At 66.0% G+C, this 18,655-nt stretch carries 15 protein-coding genes; 7 read left to right on the forward strand and 8 right to left on the reverse strand.

Going from position 1 to position 18,655, the window contains the following annotated elements; translation table 11 throughout:
* Positions 1-5: 5 nt before the first annotated feature.
* Positions 6-1,592, reverse strand: a complete 1,587-nt coding sequence (locus I6H87_RS29600) for a DUF1800 domain-containing protein (protein WP_011617676.1) — start codon at positions 1,590-1,592, stop codon at positions 6-8.
* A gap of 198 nt (positions 1,593-1,790) precedes the next feature.
* On the opposite strand from I6H87_RS29600, the gene I6H87_RS29605 reads away from it, so the two are divergent.
* From I6H87_RS29605 to I6H87_RS29615, 3 genes are all read left to right on the forward strand, one after another.
* Entirely contained in the window at positions 1,791-2,714 is a 924-nt protein-coding gene (locus I6H87_RS29605) for a DMT family transporter (protein WP_010810985.1), read from the forward strand.
* Positions 2,698-3,462 carry an AraC family transcriptional regulator gene (locus tag I6H87_RS29610; protein ID WP_011617677.1) on the forward strand — a complete coding sequence of 255 codons (765 nt, stop codon included), beginning with the start codon at positions 2,698-2,700 and terminating at the stop codon, positions 3,460-3,462. The genes I6H87_RS29605 and I6H87_RS29610 overlap by 17 nt, the downstream gene beginning before the upstream one ends.
* Positions 3,463-3,720: 258 nt before the next feature.
* Entirely contained in the window at positions 3,721-4,341 is a 621-nt protein-coding gene (locus I6H87_RS29615) for a hemerythrin domain-containing protein (protein ID WP_011617678.1), read from the forward strand.
* 263 nt (positions 4,342-4,604) lie between these two features.
* Here I6H87_RS29615 and I6H87_RS29620 read toward each other — a convergent pair whose 3' ends face one another.
* The 5 genes from I6H87_RS29620 to I6H87_RS29640 all read right to left on the reverse strand — a co-directional run bounded on the left by I6H87_RS29620 (position 4,605) and on the right by I6H87_RS29640 (position 9,527).
* Complete coding sequence (locus I6H87_RS29620) at positions 4,605-5,213, reverse strand: TetR/AcrR family transcriptional regulator (RefSeq protein WP_231881459.1); 609 nt, start codon at positions 5,211-5,213, stop codon at positions 4,605-4,607.
* Between the two features lie 240 nt (positions 5,214-5,453).
* Positions 5,454-6,416: a tripartite tricarboxylate transporter substrate binding protein gene (locus tag I6H87_RS29625; protein ID WP_010810981.1), complete on the reverse strand. Its 963-nt coding sequence runs from the start codon at positions 6,414-6,416 to the stop codon at positions 5,454-5,456.
* 45 nt (positions 6,417-6,461) lie between these two features.
* Entirely contained in the window at positions 6,462-7,262 is an 801-nt protein-coding gene (locus I6H87_RS29630) for an enoyl-CoA hydratase/isomerase family protein (RefSeq protein WP_231881460.1), read from the reverse strand.
* Positions 7,234-8,379: an acyl-CoA dehydrogenase family protein gene (locus I6H87_RS29635; protein WP_231881461.1), complete on the reverse strand. Its 1,146-nt coding sequence runs from the start codon at positions 8,377-8,379 to the stop codon at positions 7,234-7,236. Before I6H87_RS29635 ends, I6H87_RS29630 begins: the two co-directional genes overlap by 29 nt.
* A gap of 8 nt (positions 8,380-8,387) precedes the next feature.
* Complete coding sequence (locus I6H87_RS29640; RefSeq protein WP_011617680.1) at positions 8,388-9,527, reverse strand: acyl-CoA dehydrogenase family protein; 1,140 nt, start codon at positions 9,525-9,527, stop codon at positions 8,388-8,390.
* A gap of 90 nt (positions 9,528-9,617) precedes the next feature.
* On the opposite strand from I6H87_RS29640, the gene I6H87_RS29645 reads away from it, so the two are divergent.
* A complete protein-coding gene (locus I6H87_RS29645; protein ID WP_011617681.1) occupies positions 9,618-10,823 on the forward strand; it encodes a CaiB/BaiF CoA transferase family protein in 1,206 nt (401 codons plus the stop codon).
* A 100-nt stretch (positions 10,824-10,923) separates the two neighbouring features.
* Positions 10,924-14,337: an adenylate/guanylate cyclase domain-containing protein gene (locus I6H87_RS29650; RefSeq protein WP_011617682.1), complete on the forward strand. Its 3,414-nt coding sequence runs from the start codon at positions 10,924-10,926 to the stop codon at positions 14,335-14,337.
* A 64-nt stretch (positions 14,338-14,401) separates the two neighbouring features.
* Here I6H87_RS29650 and I6H87_RS29655 read toward each other — a convergent pair whose 3' ends face one another.
* Together I6H87_RS29655 and dkgB are read right to left on the reverse strand one after the other, a co-directional pair.
* Positions 14,402-15,523: an alkene reductase gene (locus I6H87_RS29655; protein WP_011617683.1), complete on the reverse strand. Its 1,122-nt coding sequence runs from the start codon at positions 15,521-15,523 to the stop codon at positions 14,402-14,404.
* A gap of 7 nt (positions 15,524-15,530) precedes the next feature.
* Entirely contained in the window at positions 15,531-16,334 is an 804-nt protein-coding gene (gene dkgB, locus I6H87_RS29660) for a 2,5-didehydrogluconate reductase DkgB (protein ID WP_011617684.1), read from the reverse strand.
* Positions 16,335-16,437: 103 nt separating this feature from the next.
* On the opposite strand from dkgB, the gene I6H87_RS29665 reads away from it, so the two are divergent.
* Together I6H87_RS29665 and I6H87_RS29670 are read left to right on the forward strand one after the other, a co-directional pair.
* On the forward strand, positions 16,438-17,340 hold the full coding sequence (locus I6H87_RS29665; protein ID WP_010810973.1) for a LysR family transcriptional regulator: 903 nt from the start codon (positions 16,438-16,440) through the stop codon (positions 17,338-17,340).
* Positions 17,341-17,448: 108 nt separating this feature from the next.
* Positions 17,449-18,558: an alkene reductase gene (locus tag I6H87_RS29670; RefSeq protein ID WP_011617685.1), complete on the forward strand. Its 1,110-nt coding sequence runs from the start codon at positions 17,449-17,451 to the stop codon at positions 18,556-18,558.
* The last annotated feature ends 97 nt before the right edge of the window (positions 18,559-18,655 follow it).

Here is an 18,655-nt window from a genome sequence, read left to right on the forward strand (position 1 = left end):
CCCTGTCAGCGCTGCATCCACTCGGGCGACCCGAGCAGCACGGTATTCCATTCGGCCTGCGATTCCGCCTGGCCCAGCGCGGCGCGCGTGGCGGGGCCAAGGGTGGCTTCGATGGTGTCGAAGTACAGCTTGTTGCCGATCATCGGAAAGCGCGCGCCGCGCGGCCTCGCGTCATCGCCGGCAAACAATCCCGCCGGCCCCGAGCCGATCGCGCGCGCGATCTCGAAGCGCCGCACCATCTGGCCCGAGCTGGCCCACGCGCTTTCCGACGATGGATAGCCGTCCGGCGCCACGTGGCCGTAGAGCGGCTCGCCGAGCTGGTTCAGCCAGTTCATCACCGGGCGCAGGTTGGTCACGGGACGACCTTCATAGGCGAGCCGCATCGACGACACCACATAGACCATCGGATCCTTGAACTTGCGCGTGGGCGCCGCCAGTTGCCGGTCCAGTTCCGGCGCCAGGAACAAGGTGCGCAGCACCGCGGCGATATCGCCATCGGTGTACGTGAAGGTCTGCGCCATGCGCTCGACCAGCGCCGGCGGCGGGTTGTCGGCGATGAAATAGGCGGCCAGCTTGGCGCTGATAAAGCGCGCGGTGGCCGGCTCGCGCGCCAGGATCGACACCGCTCGCGCCACTTCGTCGAAGCCGGCCGGCTCGATGCGCTGGCCCAGCAGCATCTTCGCACCGAAGTCATGGCGCGCGGGGTTGAATTCGAACAAACCCTCACTGCGGTACAGCCCCGCGCGCGCCGGCGGCAGCCGCGGCAGCGGCGTGCCGCGCAGGTTGACGCCCACGCCGGTCAGCACGCGCGCCAGCTCCTGCACGTCCTGCTGGGTGTAGCGGGAGCCGCTGGGGCCGCCCGATACGCCCATGGTATGCAGCTCCATCAGCTCGCGCGCGTAGTTCTCGTTGATGCGGTTGGCGCTGCTCTGGGTGTTGTCGAGGTAGACCAGCATGGCCGGCGCGGTCACGCTGGCCATCAGCAGGTCGCGGAAGCGGCCCAGCGCGTGCGGGCGGATGGCGCGCTCTTCGTAGTCGGCCAGCAGCAGCCGGACCTGGCCCTTGCCCGAGTAGACGTTGAAATGGTTCATCCAGAACCACGTCATTTGCTCGCGCAGCTGCGCCGGAGAATACAGCGCGCGCAGCAGGTGGCGCCGCGCGGCATCGGCCACGATCTCGCGGCCCTGCGCGTTCAGCGCCTGGCGGGCCTGCTGCTTGCTGTCGTCGGGCAGCGCGTCGATGCGCTGGCGGGCGTCGCGTGCGGACTGGATCTGCGCGGCGGCATCGGCCTGCAGGTTGGGCAAGGCTGCGATGACGGCCGCCAGTTCGGGCGGATCGGCCAGCGGCAGCGTCAGTTGCTGGTCGAGGAAGCCCTTGCGGCCCAGCCGGCGCAGGTCGCCAAGGGTGGTCTGGTCAGCGCCGTAGGTGACAGTGTTGAGCCAGCGCAGGTCGGTGGCGGCGGTGCTGCCGCCAGCCTCGGCCGGCACCTGGGCGCAGGCGGCCAGGCACGCTGCCAGTGCCAGTGCCGCGGCGGCCCGCCAGGCGGCGAGCGCGCCCCGGCCGGATTGTCTCGAATGCTGCGCCGGATTCATGCCTTGCTCCTCGCCCTGTTCGATCAACATCACTATGTTACGTGGCAAGCGCACATTGGTTGACCCGGAGGCGCCGCCGGAGTGTTACCAGTGCTTTCAGCACGCCGATTGCCGGATTTGCCAAGACAGCGGCGCGCTGCCTGGCTAGCCTTGCGCTCTGTCCCTCCGATCCCGCCCCCGGCGGAAACGCCTGCTTGCATGTCGCGCCCCCTGTCCGCTGCCGCCTGGCTGCCCACCGTTGGCTTTGTCCTGATCTGGTCCACCGGCTTTATCGTCGGCAAGGCCATCGTGCCGCTGGCCGATACCAGCCTGTTCCTGCTGGGCCGCTTTGCCGTGGCGGCGCTAATGTTCGTGGCCTGGTCGCTGGCGGCGCGCGCGGCCTGGCCGCCGCTGCGCGAGGCGCCGCGCCACCTGCTGGCAGGCGCGCTGATGCAGGGCATCTACCTGTGCGCCGGCTACGGCGCCGTGGCCAGGGGCCTGCCGCCGACGATCATGGCTCTGCTAGGCGCGCTGCAGCCGCTGCTGACCGCGCTGCTTGCCATCCCCCTGCTGAAGGAGCTACCTTCCAGGCGGACGTGGCAGGGCCTGGCGCTGGGTGCGCTCGGCGTCGCGCTGGTGGTCGCCCCGGCGATGCAGGCCGGCATTCACCCGGCCGCGTCGGCCCTGTCGCCCTGGATCGTGCTGCTGGGCGTGCTGGCCATTGTCTCCATCACCATGGGAACCCTCTTGCAGAAACCCGCCATCGCCGCCTGTGACTTGCGCGCCAGTTCCGCCTGGCAGAACCTGGGCGCCATGCTGGTAGCCGCCGCGATGGTGGCGATCCAGGCCGCCGACGCGCCGCTGCACTGGCATGGTGGCGTGGCGCTGTGGGCCGGACTGGCATGGGCGGCGATCGGCCTGTCGGGCGCCGGCACCTGGCTGCTGGTCAGCCTGGTGCGGCGTGGCCAGGCCGCCAATGCCGCGGCGCTGATGTTCCTGGCGCCGCCGCTGGCCGCGCTGCAGGCCTGGCTGCTGTTCGGCGAACGGCTGGATGCGGTGCAGGCGCTGGGCATGGCGGTGGCCGGCGCGGGCGTCTGGCTGTGCCAGACCCCTGGCAGGTTGCGGCATGCCGAAGCCCGCTGAACCCCAAGCCTCGCCGCTGGTCGAGCATCGGCGCTACCGCCCGCAGCCTGACGGCCACCAGCACGGCTACCACCAGTTGCTGTTCGGTCTGGCCGGCGCCACCGAGCTGGAGATCGACGGCCACGTCTATCGCGTGGACGACCGCACCGGCCTGATCGTGCCGGCCGGCAGCCATCATGAATTCCTGGGCTTGGACGGCAACCTGCAGCTGGTGGCGGACTTCCCGGCGCGCTCGGTGGCACTGCCCGCGCGGCTGATGACGCGCCCGCGCACGTTCCCGCTGGACGGCGCCTTCGGCAGCCGCGTGCGCGCGCTGGCGGCATGGCGCGCCGCCGCAGCAGCACGCGGGCCGCAGACCGACTGGCACCTGGCGGCAACGCTGGCCGCGGCGCTGGCGGACTGCCTCGGCATGCCCGGCGACGAGCAGGTATTCCCGCTGATGGCCGTTGATGCCTACCTGCGCGCCAACCTGGCCGCGCCACTGCGCGTGGCGGAAGTCGCCGGGCATTTCGGCTGGAGCGTGCGGCGCTTCCAGACCCTGTTTGCCGAGGCCTTCGGCGATACCCCGCACCGCTACCAGACCCGGCTGCGGCTGGACCGCGCGCTGCAGCTGCTGACGCAATCCACGCTGCCGCTGGCCGAGATCGCGCTGGCGTCAGGCTACCCGGACCAGACCACCTTCACGCGCAGCTTCACGCGGCGCTTCGGGCAGCCGCCCGGGGCGTGGCGGGCGGCCGCACGCGGCTAGCCTGCCTGCGCGGTAGTCGATTCTGGCACCGGACTAACCGTGGTGACCCTCTCGCGTCGAGGCGAGTTAGAGGGCGGCGCAGGTTGAACGTGCGGCGTATAAGGCTTCCGCCCCTTGCGAGATCCGAGCGCTTAGCGCCGCATTGATCTGCGTCAGACTCAGATCATGCAGGGAAGCTATTGTGTCAATAGGGCCCCGCGAGTCCCGATATCGCATCGGACTCAACGGTCTGCTTGCCCAGTTTCCCAGGAGGGCGCCATGGCCACCCCACTAGCCACCTCGCTTCCAACTTCACCTTCCGCCGCGCTTTCCACCCCGGGCCCGACACCGCTTGCCGCCTGGCATACCGACCATATCCATTTCGCCTCAATGCTCGACCTGCTGGAAAAGCAGGTCAGCACCTTCCATCAGGGCGAGCAGCCCGACTACGGCCTGATGGCCACGATCATCCAATACCTGCGCAACTATGGCGATTGCGTGCACCACCCCCGTGAGGATGTTGCCTACGCGCTGCTCGTGGACCGGGATCCCGGCACGCGGATCATCATCAGCCGGTTACTGCAGGAACATCGCGTGATCGCCACAGTCGGCGCGGAATTGCTCGACCGCCTGCGTGAAGCCCAGAGCGAGGTGGTCACCTCGCGAGCGGCACTGGAAGCGGCCGCCGCCATGTACCTGGTGTACTACCGCAACCATCTGTCCACCGAGGAGAAACAGGTCATGCCGCGCGCCGCCCGGTTCCTGACCGAAGCGGACTGGGCGGAGGTCGCCGCCATCGATCCGGCCAGTGCCGATCCGCTATTCGGCGCCAATGTGGAGAGGCGCTTCGCGACTTTGCGCAAGCAGATCGACAGTGAAGCGAACGCGTCCATGCACTGAACGTCGGTCGCTTCGCGGCACTGCCGGGCCTCGGCTCAGAACTTATGCCTGCGGCGAGTGTCTTGGCCCTGGCAGAAACCGTCCCGGGCTTTTTAACGGCATCCGGCAACAGCAATGACGGACAGGTATTGCAGCCTATTTGCCGCTCTGGCGGCCCAGCAGCACCGTCTCGCCGGTCTCGCTCGAGTGCCGGCGCAGGGCGTCGCGGACCGAGGCGCCGGTGCCCTCAGCCCACCCTCAGCCTCGCCATGACGATGGTTCTTCTATAGCAACCACTCCCCGATCATCCGCAGGATCTCCGCCTTCACGGCTGCAGGGTCCATGGAAGCCCGGTTCAGGCGGTGCACGGAGATACCGCGCAGCAGGCTCATCAGGATGAAGGCCGCGGATTTTGTGTCCACGTCCGCCCGGATCTGCCCAAGGGTCTTCGCCTCGTTGAGCTTGTACTCGACGTAGGCCATGTTCTTTTCGTTGTAGTCGTGGACAAAGCCATGCAGCGGCGAGTCGGCAACGGACGAGTCAAGCACGATGAAAAACATCGCGCGGATACTGTTGACCGCGTTTTCCGGCCGCTGGGTGTAGGCGTCCACCAGCGAATAGATGCCGTGAATGCCGCGGGTATCGCTGCCGTCCTTCTTGCGCTGGGCATTGAATTCACGCGAGAGCTGTTCCAGACATTCCTCCAGCAGCTTTTCCTTGGAGCCGAAGTGATTGTGCGCCAGGCCGCGGCTATAGCCCGCCTTGGTGCCGACTTCATTCATCGTCAGCCCGGCGAGGCCTTTTTCAGAAATCAGCTCGATTGCGGCCTGCACCATACGGCTGACAGACTCCTCACGCCGTTGCTCCTGGGTGCGACTGGTTTGCTGTTTCATAGGTAGTGAGCGATATGTCGCCTGCGGCGCGCCGACCGATGCATGGATCGGCCGGCTATGTCTCGAAGCAGTGGTAATGGTCCATGGCGCCGTTGTGGCTGCGTTGAACAGGATATGGGTCTGTTCACGCGGAGCTGCACGGCGCCCAAATTGTACCGAAGCGAACGGGCCACTTTTCAGAACTGCGTCGACACAAGGCCCTGCGTGCGCAGTTTCCGGCGCAGCAGTAAGGCCAGGCGCTCAACTCGGCCGGATATTGGCTTTTTCCGCCACACCCTTGAAGCGCAGGTATTCCGCACGCTGGAATTCCCCCAATTCGCCGAGCGCCTTCTTCAAAAAGGTACCCGCGCGCTTGGACTGGTATGCCTTTGCCGCCTCGGTCCCTTGCGCGGCGGAAATCGCTGCGGCAAGCTCCTTGAGCTTGTCCTGCGGGGTGCCGGCCTTCATCGAGAAGGACGACCACACGTAGGATTCAAAGTCCGCATAGCCCAGTTCCTTCATCGTCGGGACATTCGGCAACAGCTTGTCGCGCGCCCCGCCGGTAATCGCGAGCACGCGGAGCTTCTTGGCCTTTTCCATGGGGGCGATGCCGGTGATGTCGTTGAGGGCGATGTCCAGCCGGTTGCCGATCAGGTCCGTCACCATGGGCGCTCCGCCCTTGTACGGCACGGGCGTGGTCTTGATACCCGTTACCTGCGCCAGCCACTCGCCTACCAGGCGATAGCCTTCGGAATAATTGCCGATCGAGATCGGGTTGCCCGTGGCCTTGTAGCGGGCCACCACATCCGCAATGCTGTTGTAGGGTGAATCGTTGCCGGCCACAAAAGCGGCGGCGGAGATCGCCAGGCCGTGCAGCGGCACCAGGTCCTTGAACGGGTCGTAGCCCAGGTCCTTCACCATCACCGGGTTCACCGCGATCAGCGAGTTGCTGCCCAGCAGGATGGTGTTGCCGTCCGCCGGCTCCGCCAGCACAGTGCGCACGGCGATGAGGCCGCTGGCCCCCGGCTTGTTCTCGACCACGATGGAGCGTCCCAGCGCCTTGCCGATCAGCTCCGCGTAAAAGCGCGCGCCCTCGTCCGAGCCGCTGCCCGCCGTGAAGGGCACGATGACGCGAATCGCCTTGCCCTGCGCCCGGGCGATGTAGGGGAAACCCAACGCTGCCGCGCCCGCCAGCAGCGTGGCGCCAAATTGTCTCCGTTGCATGGTGCTTGTCTCCTGTATATCGAAATGGTTTGGCCTTGGCCGGATTCAGTCTTCAAAGACCGGCAGCCGCCTTTCGGCCATGGCCTTCACGCCCTCGGCCATGTCCGGCCCCGCAAACTGGGTAGCCTGCTCCGCGCTCTCGCGCGAGATGGCGTTGCGGATGTGGCTGAGCGAGTCCGCCTTCAAGGTTTGGCGGGTGGACTGCAACGCACGCGGCGATGAAGTGGCCATTTCCCGGGCCAGTGCCATCGCGGCGGTGCGCACCTCCGCCTCGGGGACGATGAAGTCCACCAGCCCCAGCTCACTGGCGCGGGCGCCATCTACGCGGGCGCCGGTGTACAGCAACCACGCCGCCATCTGCTTGCCGATCAGCGCCGGCAGGGTGTAAGAGAGCGCGAAGCCAGGGTGAATCCCGAGCCGGTTGAAGTTGGCCGAAAACCGGGCCTTTGCGCATGACACCCGGAAGTCCGCCGCGAGCGCCAGGCCAAGGCCGCCACCCACGGCCGCGCCCTCGATGGCGGCCACAATCGGCTTGCTGAAACTGAAGATGCGCAGTGCCTCCAGATAGATGGGATTAATGCGCGAGGCGCTGCGCCCCTCCGCGCCATTGCGCCGCGAAAAATCCGCCCCCGCGCAGAACGCGCTGCCGCCCGCCTGCAGCAGCACCGCACGGCAGGTCTTGTCGGCCTGCAGCCGGTCCAGCTCGTCGGCAATCCGGGCAATCATCTCCACATCAAAGAAATTGTGCGGCGGGCGGTTCAGCTCGATGATGGCAACATGGCCGTCGCGGCTGGTCAGGATGGCCTGGTTCGGCGTCTCAGACATGGGTGGCGGTCCTTTCTGCATGCGTGGGTTGGGCTTGGTGGTCAGCCGGCGTTGCCGGGGCATCCGCCGACGGCAGGGTGCGCGCGGTCAGGTGCGGCCAGAACTGGTCCGAGCCTGCCTGGATGAACGCCTGGCCGAGGCGCTCTGCCCATTCGGTGCTGCTGCCGGCCTCGGCACGCCAGGCCCACAGGCGCCGCGTGGCAAAGTTCAGCGGGTATTCGTAGGTAAAGCCAATGGCGCCATGCACCTGGTGCGCAATCGAGGCACCCGTGCGCACCGCGTCGCTGGCCGTCACCTTGGCGACCGCGGCGCTGAATTCAGCCTGGGGCGCGCTGTCCTCCTGCATGGCGGGCAGATCGCGCAGTGCGGTGGCCGCAGCCGCGTAGCTGCAGGCCACTTCGCCGGCCAGCACGGCAATCTGCTGCTGGATAGCCTGGTTCTTGCCGATGGGCTTGCCAAACTGCACGCGGTCCTTCACATACTGCACCGCCAGGTCCAGCGCGTAATCCAGCGCGCCGGTCAGCTGCGCGGCGGTGGTGGCGGCGTAGAACACTTCCAGCGGCCGGCTCAGCCCGGAAATGCCAGCAGGCAGCACATGCGCCACGGGGGCATGGTCAAGCACCACCGTGTCGGCCGGCAGCGATGCGGCATCGGCCTTTGGCTCCACCCGCACGCCAGTCCCCTTGGCATCCACCAGGCAGACGTGGCCTGCCGCCTCCACCACCAGCCAATGGGCATGGCGCGCCCACTTCACCGCTGTCATCGTGCCGGTGAGGGTGGCGGGCGTCCCCGCCTCATTGCCGGTCAGTGCCAGTGCCCGCGTCTGCGCGCCGGCGGCCAGCGCAATCACGCTGCCGGCCGCCAGGTCCAGCCCGCTGCGCGATGCCAGGTACTGCCCCACCACCGCCTGCGACAGCGGCACCGGCGCCTGGGTATAGCCGACCTGGTAGAACAGGGACAACGCTTCCGGCCACGAGGCCTCGATGCCGCCATGCGCCTCGCGGCAGAGAATCTTGGTCATGCCGGCGTCGGCGATGGCTTGCCACAGTGCGCCGGCAAATTCACCGGTCTCGACAGCGGTCAGCAGCTCGCGGCTCACCTCGTTGGCCAGCAGTCGCTTGACGGTTTCTTCAATCATGTTGTCGCTCATCGCAGCCCCAGTCCTTTCGCAATAATTCCGCGCAAAATCTCTCTCGTGCCCCCTCGCAGTGAGAACGATGGCGCCGCCAGCGTCACCAGGTTCAGCACCTGGTCGAACTCGCTTCCATCCCCCAGTCTGTCGGGGAATACCTCGTAGGCAATGTCGGGCAGCGACTGCTCCAGCAGCGCCCCCTGGTCCTTGACGATGGAGGCGGCCAGCGACGGGTCCTGCCCCTCGGCCATCATCAGTGCGATGCCCTGCGACATCTGGCGCAAGGTGGCATAGCGCGCGATCACCTTGCCGATGGCCACGGCCTGCTGACGGTTGCCTGCCTGCGCCGCATCGAGCATCTCCAGCAGCAGTTGCGTGCTGCTCAGGAAGCGCTCCGCGCCCGATCGCTCGTACTTCAGTTCATTGATCACCTGGCTCCAGCCCTTGCCCTCCTCGCCCACCAGGTGGTCATCGGGCACGAACACGTCGTCGAGGATCACTTCGTTGAAGATGCGCGTGCCGAGCTGCGAGACGATGGGCCGCACCGTCACGCCGGGGCGGTCCATCTCGATGAAGATCTGGCTCATGCCGGCGTGGCGGTCATCGCCACGTTCCCTGGTGCGCACCAGGGCCACCATGTAGTGCGCATGGTGCGCGCCCGAGGTCCACACCTTGCGGCCGTTGATCTTCCAGCCGCCTTCGACCTTGGTGCCGCGGGTCCGGATGGAAGCGAGGTCCGAGCCCGAGTCCGGCTCGCTCATGCCGATGCAAATGAACGCCTCGCCCCGGCGGATCTGCGGGATGATTTTGGGAGCAAGCTGGTCGCGGCTGTAGCGGATGAGCAGCGGCCCCATCTGGCGGTCGGCGGCCCAGTGCGCGCCCATCGGGGCACCTACGGCCAGCAGTTCCTCCAGCATCACATAGCGCTCCAGCATGCTCTTTCCGCCGCCGCCGATGTCGGTTGGCCAGGTCATGCCGAGCCACCCCTTTTCGCCCATCTTCCTGGAGAAATCCGGGTCGCGGCCGGCCCAGTTGTATGCCCGCTCGACGCGTGAATACTTTGTGATGTGCTCCCTGGCAAAGGCTCTTGCCTCCTCCCGGAGCGCCTCGCATTCGGGTGGCAGGTCCCCGACCGTGACGTGCAAAGTATCCATGTTTATCCTTACTTGCTTGCGAACAAGCAACACTATAGAGTGGATACAACGAATCTGCTCTAGGTAATAACGATGAGAAGCGAGGCAACCATGAACGCAAGCGACATGACGAACGACCAGAAGAAGCCGGACGCCACCGCTCCCCGAGGCCCTCTTGCCGGTATCCGCGTGCTGGATCTGACCGCGGTGGTACTGGGTCCCGTCGCCACCCAGGTGCTGGCGGACTATGGCGCCGAGGTGATCAAGGTAGAACCTCCCGAGGGCGACCTGATGCGTGCAAACGGCGTGAGCCGCACGCCCGGCATGAGTTCCACCTTCATGAATATCAACCGCAACAAGAGTTCGGTGTGCATCGACCTCAAGGCGGAAGAAGGCAAGGCACAGCTACGCCAGCTGATCGGCCGCTGCGACGTGCTGGTGCACAACATCCGCATCAAGGCGATCGAGCGGCTGGGGTTCGGCTACGATTCGGTGGCGCAGATCAACCCGGGCATCGTCTACTGCGCCGCCACCGACTTTGGCGAGGGCGGCGCCTTTGCCGGCCAGCCCGCATTCGACGACATCATCCAGGGCGCCTGCGGCCTGGCCCATCTGGTGGGACACGAAAGCGGCGTCCCTGACTACCCGCCCACCCTGCTGGCCGACAAGATCGCGGGCCTGGCCACGGCCAACGCCATCCTGGGCGCGATCGTCCACAAGGTCCGCACCGGCGAAGGCCAGTACGTCGAAGTGCCGATGTTCGAGACAATGGTCGCCTTCACGATGACGGAGCATCTGGGCGGCCACGGCTTTCAGCCGCCCATTGGCGACGCCGGCTATGCGCGCCTGCTCAAGGGCGGCCGCAAGCCCTCGCCCACCAAGGACGGGTACATCGCCCTGCTGCCCTATACGGAGCAGCACTGGAAGGCCTTCTTTCACCGCTTCGGGCGCGGCGAATTCATCGAACAGTTCAACATCAGCAGCCGGATCGAGCGCAACAAGAACATCCAGGCGATCTATGCGGAGCTGCGCAACATCACCGCGCGGTACACCACAAAAGAGATGATGGACGTGTGCCGCGAGATGGATATCCCGGTCGCGGAAATGTATTCCATCCACACCATCCAGACCCATCCCCAGGTACAAAGCACCGGGCTGTTCCAGACCATGACGCACCCCACCGAAGGCGACGTGGTAACCACCCGCCCGACGGCCCTGTTCTCCAGGTCGCCTGCTTCCATCTATAAGCCTGCCCCTCGTCTCGGCGAGGATACTGAGCGGGTCTTGGGTTCCAGGTCCGTGAAATGTTCGAATTGAAGCCGAACCTGAAAAACACGGCCAAGCAGCCGCCCATTGATCCCAAAGTGGAGAAAGCGTCTAATCATCAAGAGAAGGGACCTGAAGTGACGAGGTCTGTATGCACTGCACAAACTGCGGATCCGAGAACCCTCCTGACGCGAGGTTCTGCAAGGATTGCGGATCACGACTGGGCCGACGCTGCCCGCACTGTGGCCACGACTCGGGTTCGGCCGACAGGTTTTGTACCGCATGCGGCGCATCGCTGGCCTTACCCACTGTCGGCCCTTCCGATGAAAACCAGCTGACGGCGGCGCCCGCTCCCATCGACTACACCCCACGCCACCTGGTCGAACGCATCCTGGCGCAGCAGGCGGCGATGGAAGCCAGGGGCGCGACCGCCGGCGAGCGCAAGACCATCACGGCGCTGTTCGCCGACATGGCGGGTTCCACGGCGCTGATCCACGACCTGGACCCGGAAGAAGCGCGCCGCCTGATCGATCCCGTGATCGCGCTGATGATGGAGGCCGTGCACCACTACGAAGGCTATGTCGCCAAGTCGCTGGGCGACGGCATACTGGCCCTGTTCGGTGCGCCCATCGCGCATGAAGACCACCCGCAGCGCGCGCTGTATGCGGCGCTGCGGATGCAGGAAGCGATGCGCCGCCACGGCGACCGCATCCGCCTGGAGCAAGGCATACCGCTCCAGATCCGGGTGGGCATCCACACCGGCGAGGTGGTGGTGCGGTCCATCCGCCGCGACGACCTGCATACCGACTACGATCCGGTAGGACACACGATCAACATTGCCTCGCGGATGGAAAGCATCGCCACGCCGTCGTCCATTCTGGTCAGCGAGGCGACCTGCAGGCTGACGGAGGGGTATTTCGACTTCAAGGCCCTGGGCGCAACCCAGGTGAAGGGCATTAGGGAGCCGCTTGCCGTGTATGAAGTGCTGCGCCTGGGCGTGTTGCGCACGCGCCTGCAGGTGGCGCAACGCCGCGGCCTGGCGCAGTTCGTAGGCCGCGAGGGTGAGCTGGCGCAATTGCGTGACGCGCTGGAGCGGGCCAAGGCGGGACACGGGCAGATCGTGGGCGTGGTCGGCGAGGCCGGGGTCGGCAAGTCACGGCTGTTCCATGAGTTCAAGGTGCTGTCGCAGCGCGGCTGCATGGTGCTTGAGACCTTCTCGGTGTCGCACGGCAAGTCGTTCGCGTACCTGCCGCTGATCGACCTGGTGAAGAATTATTTCCAGATCGAGCCGCTCGATGATGAGCGCAGGTGCCGCGAGAAGGTCGCCGGCAGGATGCTGATGCTGGACCGCACACTGGAAGAGCTGCTGCCTTACCTGCTTTTCCTGCTGGGTATCAGCGAGCCGGGTTCGGCATTGCCGAACATGGATCCCCGCATCCGGCGCCAGCGCACCTTCGACGCAATCACGCGCCTGCTGGTCCGAGAGAGCCACAACCAGCCGCTCGAGTTGATCTTCGAGGACCTGCAATGGCTGGACAGCGAGACCGAGGCGTTCCTGGATGTCCTCGCCAGCCACCTGCCAGGTGCCAGGATCCTGCTGCTGCTCAACTATCGGCCCGAGTACCAGCATGGCCGACATCAGCCGGACCGTTACACCGAGCTACGGCTCGATCCGCTGGGCCAGGCCGAGGCCCAGGAACTGCTCGCCGCGCTGCTTGGCGACGATCCCGCGCTGATGCCGCTCAAGCGGCTCATCCTGGACAAGACCGAGGGCAATCCATTCTTCATGGAGGAAGTGGTGCAGACCTTGTCCGAGGAGAAGGCCCTGCTCGGCGAACCTGGCCACTACCGGATCGAGCAGACCCCGATCGCGCTGCATATTCCCACCACGGTCCAGGGCGTACTGGCCGCCCGCATCGACCGGCTGCCCCGCCCCGAGAAAGACTTGCTGCAGAGCCTTGCCGTGATCGGCAAGGAGTTTTCCCTGAGCCTGATCCAGCGCGTGGTCTCCCAGCCGGAGGAACAGTTGCAGCCGCTGCTGGCCAGGCTGGAGGCCGGCGAATTCATCTACGAGCGGCCCGCATTCCCGGATACGGAGTACATGTTCAAGCATGCGCTGACCCAGGAAGTCGCCGGCAGCTCGCTGCTGACCGAGGAGCGCACCGCGCTGCACCAACGCACGGCGCAGGCAATCGAAGCCCTGTTCCAGCATCAGCTGAAGGATCACTACAGCGAGCTGGCCCGGCACTACAGCCTGAGCGGCAATGAACCGAAGGCCGTCGAGTACCTGCAGTGCACCGGCCAGCAGGCAGTGCAGCGCTCCGCGTACCACGAAGCGATCCGCCACCTGAATGCCGCGCTGGAATTGCTCCAGCGCCAGCCCGATTCGCCCGAACGCGCCCGCCAGGAACTCACGCTGCGCCTTGCCATCGGGCCGGCGCTGATCGCCGCCAGGGGCTTTGCCTCGTCCGAGGTCGAAACCACTTACAGCCGTGCCCTGGCGCTGTGCGGCGAGGTCGGGGAGACCCCGCAGCTTTTTCCCACGCTGGTCGGCCTGCGCACGTATTTCTCCCTGCGCGCCGAGCATCGCAAGGCTTACAAGCTGGGCAAGCAACTGCTTGCCCAGGCCAGGAAGACGCAGGACCCGGAGCTATTGGGCGAGGCCCATGTCTCGCTCGCCACGACCTTGTATTACTGCGGGAAGTTCAGGGCCTCCGATGGCCACCTGCGAGATGCGCTCGCCCTCTATGGCGCCAAACCGGATCACGTCCATGTGAATATGCATGGCGTCGACCCGGAGTCACGGGCGCTATCCTTTTCGGCATTGGTCCTGTGGAATCTCGGCTATCCGGACCAGGCCTGCAAGCGAGCACAGAGTTCGCTCACGCTGGCCCGGCAGCTGTGCCATCCCTTCAGTCTCGCGCATGGCCTCTGCCTGGCGGCCGAGCTGCACCAATTCCGCTGCGACCCAAGGCTCACGCTCGAGTGCGCCGACGCGGCCATCGCGCTCTCAAGCGAGCAGGGCTTCCCCGTGTGGCTTGCCTGGTCGACCTTCCTGCGCGGTTGGGCCCTGGCCGAGCAAGGGCAGCATGAGCAAGGCATCGCGCAGATGCGCCAGGGGCTGGCGGCGTACCACGCTACCGGCGCGGCGCTGGGGCATTCGCACTTCCAGCAACTGTTGGCGCAGATCTACGCACGCATGGGACAGGTGGATTCAGCCCTGGACGCGCTAGCCGAAGCGCAAGACGCGGTGCAAAGGACCGGTGAGCACTATTGCGAAGCTGAGTGGCATCGGGTCAAGGGCGAGATGATCCTTCACGGCTGCCGTTCTGATGGCCTTCTGTCTGAAGATGACGCGCAAGCGTGTTTTCACCAGGCGATCACGGTAGCCCGCAAGCAGAATGCCAGGTCGCTGGAGTTGCGGGCCTCACTGAGCCTTGCACGGCTCTGGCAACGCCAGGGCAGGCCCGAGCCGGCCAGGCAACTGCTGGACCAGATCCGCGGCGCATTTACCGAAGGGCTGGACAGCGCGGACATGCGCGACGTCGTGGCGGCATGCCGTTGATGACGATTTCGCCGCCAGCGGCGATTTGCGCCAGTGTTTACATTCTGAATCTCCTGATTTCCACTCAGGCCGCCCTGGCGGCCAGTGCGGGATAGTCGGTCAGCCCGCGTGCGCCACCACCAAACAGCGTGTCGCGGTCATGGGGGTTGAGCGTCGCGCCAGCGCGCAGGCGCTCCGGCAGGTCGGGGTTGGCCACGAACGGCCGGCCGAAGGCAATCAGATCGGCCCATCCCTCGTTCAGCGCGGCCTGCGCACGTTCCGCGGTGTACTTGCCGGCGTAGATCAGCGTGCCCCGATACACCTCGCGCAGCCGCTGCTTGAATGCGGCGGGCATATGCGGTGCATCGTCCCAGTCGGCCTCGGCGATATGGATGTAGCCCACGCCCAGCTCGCCGAGCAGCTTTGCCGCGGCCGCATAGGTGGTTTCCGGATCGGCGTCGACGCAGCCATTGAGCGTGGTCAGCGGCGCCAGGCGGATACCGACCCGGTCCTTGCTGGCCGTGCCCTCGATCAGCGCCTGCGTCACCTCGCCCAGGAACCGCAGGCGGTTTTCTAGCGAGCCGCCATATTCGTCGGTACGGTTGTTGGCTTCCGAGTCGATGAACTGGTTGACCAGATAGCCGTTGGCCGCGTGCAGTTCCACACCGTCGAAGCCGGCCGCCATCGCGTTGCGCGCGGCCTGGCGGAATTCGTCGACGATGGCGTGGATCTCTTCCACCTTGAGCGCGCGCGGGTGGGATGCCTGCACGAAGCCCGGCTTGCCATCCTGATCGGCGACGAACACGTTCACACCGTGCGCCGGGATGGCGGACGACGACACCGGTGCGTGGCCATCGAGCAGACTGACATGGCTCAGGCGGCCCACGTGCCAGAGCTGCGCGAAGATGCGACCGCCCGCTTCATGCACGGCAGCGGTGACCTTGCGCCAGCCGGCGACCTGCGCCGGCGTGTGGATGCCGGGCGTCCACGCATAGCCCTTGCCGAGCGGCGAAATCCAGGTGCCCTCGCTGACGATCAGGCCGGCGCTGGCGCGTTGCGCGTAGTACTCGGCCATCAGTTCGTTCGGCACGTCGTCGGGCTGGCTTGCGCGCGAACGCGTCATCGGCGGCATCACGATGCGATTGGGCAGCGTGAGGGCACCCAGCGAATGCGGCTGGAACAGCGGATCGTGTGTATCGGACATCATGGCCTCCTCAGTCCCAGGCCGGGGCCAGGCCCTCGGGGCTGACCTCGCGGCCGTTGCGCTCCAGCGCGGCGATCTGGGCCATGTCGTCGGCGTCGAGCTTCAGGTCGCGCGCCAGCAGGTTGCTGGCCAGGTTCTCGCGCCTGGTCGACGATGGAATCACCGCATAGCCGAGTTGCAGCGCCCATGCCAGCGCAACCTGCGCGACGGTGGCGCGGTGCTTGTTCGCGATCTGCGCCAGCACCGGGTCCTTCAGCACCTTGCCGTAGGCCAGCGTCATGTACGACGTCACGGCGATGCCCTGCTCCTTCAGGAACGCGGCGAGCTTGTGGTTCTGCAGATAGGGGCTCAGTTCGATCTGGTTGGTGGCGATTTCGCCCTTGCCAACCGCATCGAGCGCCTGCTTCGTCAGTGCGATATTGAAGTTGGAAACACCAATCTGCCGCGTCAGGCCCAGCGCCTTGGCTTCGGCCAGCGCCGCCATGTATTCGGGCAGCGCCACGCCATTGCCCGGCGCCGGCCAGTGGATCAGGGTCAGGTCGACGTAGTCGGTGCGCAGCTTGTCCAGGCTTTCGCGCAGGCTCGGCACAAGCTTGCCGGCGGCGTAGTTCGCCGTCCAGATCTTGGTGGTCACAAACAGTTCATCGCGCTTCACGCCGGCCTTGGCGATAGCCTGGCCGACGTCGGCCTCGTTGCCGTAGATCTGTGCCGTATCGACGGCGCGATAGCCCAGGTCCAGCGCGTTGCGCACCGAATCGATCACGGCCTGGCCGGTCAGGCGGAAAGTCCCGACACCAAATGAAGGAACGCTCATGGTGCAACTCCTATGAAGGAAACTCGAATGCACGCAGTTTGCCGCCCTTACCTTTGCGGATAAAGCCGTGTATAAGGGAAATTCATTTGATTTGAAATCAATAATGAAGACGACCATCGACGAACTGCTGGCCTTTGCCGCCGTGGTGGACACCGGCTCGATCACGGCGGCCGCCGAGCAGCTCAAGCTGACGGTCTCCGCCGCCAGCCGCACCCTGGGCCGGCTGGAGGAGAAACTGCAGACCACGCTGCTGCGGCGAACCACGCGGCGGCTGGAGCTGACCGAGGAAGGGGCGGCATTCCTGGAACACGCCCGCGCCATCCTGGCGATGGTTGACGAGGCGGAAGAGCAGATCGCGGCGCGCCGCCTGCGGCCGGTTGGGCGCTTGCGGGTGGATGCGGCAACGCCGTTCATGCTGCATGTGATCGTGCCGCTGCTGGAGGGCTTTCGCGCCAGCTACCCGGAAGTGGAACTGGAACTCAACTCGAACGAAGGCATCATCGACCTGATCGAAAAGCGCACCGATGTGGCGTTCCGCATCGGCCAGCTGAAGGACTCAACGCTGCATGCGCGCCCCATCGGCACCAGCCGAATCCGCATCCTGGCCAGTCCCGGCTACCTGAAGCGCCACGGCACGCCCACCAAGCCGGCGCAGCTCGCGCAGCATGCGCTGCTGGGCTTCACGCAGCCGGAATCGCTGAACGACTGGCCGCTGCGCGACGACGACGGCAGCGTGCTGCATATCAAGCCAACCATCGCCTCGTCCAGCGGCGAGACCCTCCGGAGCCTGGCCCTGAACGGCCAGGGCATTGCCTGCCTGTCGGACTTCATGACGCGCGACGATCGGCAAGACGGGCGGCTGGTGCAGCTGTTTGCGAAACAGACCCTCGATGTGCGCCAGTCGATCAACGCGGTCTACTATCGCAACACCGCGTTGGCGTCCCGCATCACCTGCTTTGTCGAGTATGTGGTCAAGGTGCTTGGCCAGAAGCCGTTCGAGAGCTAGTTTTCATATTTGATGCCAGATCAAAAGTATTTGACCGATACACGGCTTAATCTGCAAAGATGAACCGGGCAAACTGCGCTCCATCGAAACCCATTCCCTGGAGCACAAATGAGCCCCCTCTTCAAGCCCTTTGCCATGGCCGAGCAAACGCTATCCAACCGGATCGCCATGGCGCCGCTGACCCGTTCGCGCAACCCGGACGGGGTGCCCAACGATCTCAACGCGCTCTACTACGGCCAGCGTGCCGACGCCGGCCTGATCGTGACCGAAGGCACGGTGATCTCGCCCAGCGCGCAGGGATTCCTGTTCAATCCGGGCCTCTACACGCCGCAACAGGTTGAAGGCTGGCGCAAGGTGACCGACGCGGTGCATGCGAAGCGCGGAACGATCTTCACGCAGCTCTGGCACGTCGGCCGGGTGAGCCACGTCTCGATCCAGCCTGGCGGCATCCAGCCGGTCAGCGCAACCGACCAGGTTGCGAAGAACACCAAGGCCTGGGGCTATACCGCCGACGGCACGCCCGGTGCGGTCGATGTATCCGCGCCGCGCGCGCTGGCCAGCGGTGAGGTCTACGGCGTAATCGCCGATTTCGCGGAAGCCGCGGCCAATGCGATCGCCGCCGGCTTCGACGGCGTGGAACTTCACGGTGCCAATGGCTACCTGATCGAACAGTTCCTGAACCCGACGGTGAACGACCGCACCGACGAATTCCGTGGCGACACGCTGGAAGGCCGTACCCGCTTTGTACTGGCTGCCATCGACGCCGTGGCAGCCCGGATCGGCGCGCATCGCACGGCCATCCGCCTGTCTCCCTATGGCGGACTGGGCGACATGGCCGAGTACCCTGAGCTGGAGCAGACCTATCTCCATCTGGCCGACGAGCTCTCGAAGCGGAATATCGCCTACGTCCACCTCATGGACCAGAGCACGCGCGGCAGCTCGGCCACGCCGGGCGACTTCCTGGCAAGGTTCCGACGTCGCTTCACGGGTGCGCTGATCCTTGCGGGTGGCATGACACGCGCACGCGCCGAGCAGCTGATTGCCGATGACCTGATCGACATTGCCGCCTTCGGCGAGCCGTTCATCGCCAACCCCGATCTGGTTGCCCGGCTTGAGAACAACTGGCCGCTGGCCTCGTCGGACCGCGCGCACCACTACGGTGGCGGCGCCGAGGGCTACACGGACTATCCCGCCTACGACGGCGCCGCCGCAGCCTGAACTGCGCCAGACCACCTCGCGCAGCTTCACGCGGCGCTTCGGGCAGCCGCCCGGGGCGGGGCGGGTGTCCGCACACGGATAGCAAGGCTGCACTCAG

Source organism: Cupriavidus necator, assembly GCF_016127575.1.
In the GTDB taxonomy this organism is placed as follows: Bacteria; Pseudomonadota; Gammaproteobacteria; order Burkholderiales; family Burkholderiaceae; genus Cupriavidus; species Cupriavidus necator_D.

Bases quoted from the DNA above. Each gene is read 5' to 3' on its own strand.
- I6H87_RS29665 (WP_010810973.1), top strand. From the start codon at position 16,438: ATGAAGACGACCATCGACGAACTGCTGGCCTTTGCCGCCGTGGTGGAC.
- I6H87_RS29630 (WP_231881460.1), bottom strand. From the start codon at position 7,262: ATGCAGAAAGGACCGCCACCCATGTCTGAGACGCCGAACCAGGCCATC.
- I6H87_RS29655 (WP_011617683.1), bottom strand. From the start codon at position 15,523: ATGATGTCCGATACACACGATCCGCTGTTCCAGCCGCATTCGCTGGGT.
- I6H87_RS29600 (WP_011617676.1), bottom strand. From the start codon at position 1,592: ATGAATCCGGCGCAGCATTCGAGACAATCCGGCCGGGGCGCGCTCGCC.
- I6H87_RS29670 (WP_011617685.1), top strand. From the start codon at position 17,449: ATGAGCCCCCTCTTCAAGCCCTTTGCCATGGCCGAGCAAACGCTATCC.
- dkgB (WP_011617684.1), bottom strand. From the start codon at position 16,334: ATGAGCGTTCCTTCATTTGGTGTCGGGACTTTCCGCCTGACCGGCCAG.
- I6H87_RS29650 (WP_011617682.1), top strand. From the start codon at position 10,924: ATGCACTGCACAAACTGCGGATCCGAGAACCCTCCTGACGCGAGGTTC.
- I6H87_RS29615 (WP_011617678.1), top strand. From the start codon at position 3,721: ATGGCCACCCCACTAGCCACCTCGCTTCCAACTTCACCTTCCGCCGCG.
- I6H87_RS29605 (WP_010810985.1), top strand. From the start codon at position 1,791: ATGTCGCGCCCCCTGTCCGCTGCCGCCTGGCTGCCCACCGTTGGCTTT.
- I6H87_RS29620 (WP_231881459.1), bottom strand. From the start codon at position 5,213: ATGAAACAGCAAACCAGTCGCACCCAGGAGCAACGGCGTGAGGAGTCT.
- I6H87_RS29645 (WP_011617681.1), top strand. From the start codon at position 9,618: ATGAACGCAAGCGACATGACGAACGACCAGAAGAAGCCGGACGCCACC.
- I6H87_RS29640 (WP_011617680.1), bottom strand. From the start codon at position 9,527: ATGGATACTTTGCACGTCACGGTCGGGGACCTGCCACCCGAATGCGAG.
- I6H87_RS29610 (WP_011617677.1), top strand. From the start codon at position 2,698: ATGCCGAAGCCCGCTGAACCCCAAGCCTCGCCGCTGGTCGAGCATCGG.
- I6H87_RS29635 (WP_231881461.1), bottom strand. From the start codon at position 8,379: ATGATTGAAGAAACCGTCAAGCGACTGCTGGCCAACGAGGTGAGCCGC.
- I6H87_RS29625 (WP_010810981.1), bottom strand. From the start codon at position 6,416: ATGCAACGGAGACAATTTGGCGCCACGCTGCTGGCGGGCGCGGCAGCG.